The organism is Roseomonas sp. TS2, from assembly GCF_058833935.1.
On the sequence record NZ_JCACVY010000290.1, the window covers coordinates 1 to 3,569 of the forward strand.

Genomic DNA, 3,569 nt, shown 5'->3' on the forward strand with positions numbered 1-3,569 from the left:
CTGGACTTCAACCAGCGCGTGCTGGAGGAGGCGGCCAACCCGCACCACCCGCTGCTGGAGCGGCTGCGCTTCGTCGCCATCTCCGCCTCCAACCTGGACGAGTTCTACTCGGTGCGCGTGGCCGGGCTGGTGGGGCAGGAGCGGGCGGGCATCATCCCCTCCTCGCCGGACGGGCTGACGCCGGGGCAGCAGCTCACCGCCATCCACGCCCGCGCCGCCGCGCTGATCGAGGAGCAGCAGGCGGGCTGGCGCAGCCTGCGGCAGCAGGCGCGCGAGGCGGGCGTCTCGGTCTGCGCCGTGGAGGAGCTGTCGGAGGCCGACCGGGGCTGGCTCGAGACCTGGTTCCTCGAGCGCGTCTTCCCGGTGCTGACGCCGCTGGCGGTCGATCCGGCGCATCCCTTCCCCTTCATCAGCAACCTGGCGCTGTGCATGGTCTTCAAGCTGGTGCGGGAGGAGGATGGCGGCACCATGCGCGCGCTGCTGCCGCTGCCCAGCCAGGTGGAGCGCTTCATCCGCCTCCCCGCCGCCGAGGACGCGCCGCAGATCACCCCCGGCACCGGCCCGATCCGCTTCGTGCTGCTGGAGGACGTGGTCACGCTGTTCCTGCCGCGCCTGTTCCCCGGCTTCATCAACGCCGAGCAGGGGCTGTTCCGCCTGATCCGCGACACCGACGTGGAGTTCGAGGAGGAGGCGGAGGACCTCGTCCGCTCCTACGAGAGCGCGCTGAAGCGGCGCCGGCGCGGCCGCGCCATCCAGCTCTCGGTCGATGCCCGCATGGCCGCCGACCTGGTGGACTTCGTGGTGGAGGAGCTGGACGCGCCGCGCGCCGAGATCTTCGTGGTCGATGGCCTGCTGGGGCTGGCGGACCTCAAGCAGCTCATCGTCGACGACCGGCCGGACCTGCTCTTCACCCCCTACACGCCGCGCTTCCCCGAGCGCATCCTCGATTTCGGCGGCGACTGCTTCGCCGCCATCCGCGCCAAGGACATCGTCGTCCACCACCCCTATGAGAGCTTCGACGTGGTGGTGCAGTTCCTGCGGCAGGCGGCGCGCGACCCCAACGTGGTGGCCATCAAGCAGACCCTCTACCGCACCAGCCGCGACAGCCCGATCGCCCGCGCGCTGATCGAGGCGGCGGAGATGGGCAAGTCCGTCACCGCCATGGTGGAGCTGAAGGCGCGCTTCGACGAGGAGCGCAACATCGCGCTCGCGCGCGAGCTGGAGGCGGCGGGCGTGCAGGTCGTCTACGGCTTCGTCGACCTCAAGATCCACTGCAAGGTGAGCCTGGTGGTGCGGCGCGAGGGCGGCACGCTGCGCTCCTACGCGCATTTCGGCACCGGCAACTACCACCCCATCACGGCGCGCATCTACACCGACCTCAGCTTCTTCACCGCCGATTCCTCGCTGACGCGCGACGCGCAGAAGCTGTTCAACTACATGACCGGCTATGCCCGCCCCGAGGCGATGGAGAAGCTGGCCTTCGCGCCGCTGACCATCCGCCCCGCCATGCTCGGGCTGATCGAGCAGGAGATCGCCTTCGCGCAGGAGGGCAAGCCCGCGCATATCTGGCTGAAGATGAACTCGCTGGTGGACAACCAGCTGATCGACGCGCTCTACCGCGCCAGCCAGGCGGGGGTGAAGGTGGATTGCGTGGTGCGCGGCATCTGCTGCCTGCGCCCCGGCGTGCCGGGCCTGTCCGACCATATCCGGGTGAAGTCCATCGTCGGGCGGTTCCTCGAGCATTCGCGCATCTACGTCTTCGGCAACGGGCACCGGCTGCCCTCGCGCCGGGCGCGGGTCTACATCGCCTCGGCCGACTGGATGGCGCGCAACATGGACTGGCGCGTGGAGACCATGGTGCCGGTGGAGAACCCCACCGTGCACGCCCAGATCGTCGACCAGATCATGGCGGTGAACCTGAAGGACACCGCCCAGTCCTGGCAGCTGCACGCCGATGGCGGCTGGCGCCGCCTGCCGCCGGGGACGCAACCCGTCTCGGCCCATGAGTATTTCATGACCAACCCCTCGCTCTCCGGCCGGGGCAGCGCCTTGCAGCGCGCCCCCGGGCGCACCGCCACGCGCCGCCGGCAGGACCGCGTCTCCCAGGACTGACAGAGGACTTCCCCGCTTGGACCTTCCCGACCGCCATGCCGGCCTTGATCTCGCCCATCCCCCACGGGCCGGCATCGTCGACCTCGGCTCCAACTCGGTGCGCCTCGTGGTGTTCGAGGGGCGCGGGCGCAACCCGCTCGCCATTTTCAACGAGAAGGCGGTGCTCGGCCTCGGCCGCGGCCTGCAGACCACCGGCAGGCTGAACGAGGAGGCGGTGCCCCAGGCGCTGACGGTGCTGGAGCGCTACCACGCCATCGCCCGCGCCATGGGCGCCGCGCCGCTGGAGGTGCTCGCCACCGCCGCGGTGCGCGACGCCGAGAACGGCCCCGCCTTCGCCGCCGCGCTGGCGGAGCGGATGCCCGGCGTGCCCATCCGCATCCTGGAGGGGCAGGAGGAGGCCGCCTTCTCGGCCGATGGCGTGCTGCTCGGCTTCCCGCAGGCGGACGGCATCCTGGGCGATCTCGGCGGCGGCTCGCTGGAGCTGGTGGAGCTGAGCCAGGGCCGCGCCGGCGCCACCGATTCGCTGCCGCTCGGCGCCATCCGCCTGGCCGACCGGGCGGGGGGCGAGGTGGCCCGCGCCCGCGCCATCGCCGAGGCCGAGCTGGCGCGGCTGCCCTGGCTGGCGCATGGCAAGGACCGCGACCTCTACCTCGTCGGCGGCGCCTGGCGGGCGCTGGCCAAGATCCACATCGCCCAGACCGCCTACCCGCTCTCCATCGTGCACCACTACGTGCTGCGGCGGGAGGAGGCGCGCGACCTCTGCGCCGTGCTGATGACCGCCACTCGCCGCACGCTGGAGCGGCTGCCCGGCGCCCCCTCCAAGCGGCTGCAGGATTTGCCCTTCGCCGCCGTGGCGCTGCGCCGGCTGCTGCGCGCCACCGGCGCGCGCCGCGTGGTGTTCAGCGCCAACGGGCTGCGCGAGGGCTGGTATGCCCGCCAGCTGCCCCCCGAGGTGCGGCGGGAGGACCCGCTGCTGGCCGCCGGCCGCGAGATGGCCGCGCGCTACGGCCGCGACACCGCGCTGCCCGCCGCCCTCTCCGCCTGGACGGCGCCGCTCTTCGCGCCCGAGACGCCGGATGCCGCGGCGCTGCGCCAGGCCGCCTGCTGGCTCTCCGACATCGGCAGCCACGACCACCCGGACTACCGCGCCGAGCAGAGCTTCCTGCGCGTGCTGCGCCAGCCCGGCATCGGGCTGGACCACCATGAGCGCGCCTTCCTCGCCCTGGTGGTGGCGCTGCGCTACGAGCCGGAACTCGACGCCAGCTGGCTCGGCACCGCCCGCATGCTGCTCGACTCCGCCACGCTGCGCCGGGCGGAGGTGCTGGGGGCGGCGCTGCGGCTGGCCTACACCCTCTCGGGCGGCACGCCGGGCCTGCTGGCCGGCGCCACCCTGGCCGTGCAGGACGGCACGCTGACCCTGCGGCTGGTGGAAGGGGGCGGCGTCTTCGCCGGCGATT

General features: G+C 72.6%; 2 protein-coding genes. Both read left to right on the forward strand.

The features are described from left to right. The coding region (locus tag ACZJYS_RS23450) for an RNA degradosome polyphosphate kinase (RefSeq protein ID WP_493180525.1) at nt 1-2,112 on the forward strand (2,112 nt) is incomplete at its 5' end. 16 nt (nt 2,113-2,128) lie between these two features. Continuing rightward, nucleotides 2,129-3,569 (forward strand): Ppx/GppA phosphatase family protein (locus tag ACZJYS_RS23455; RefSeq protein ID WP_493180526.1); only part of this gene is annotated, 1,441 nt, incomplete at its 3' end.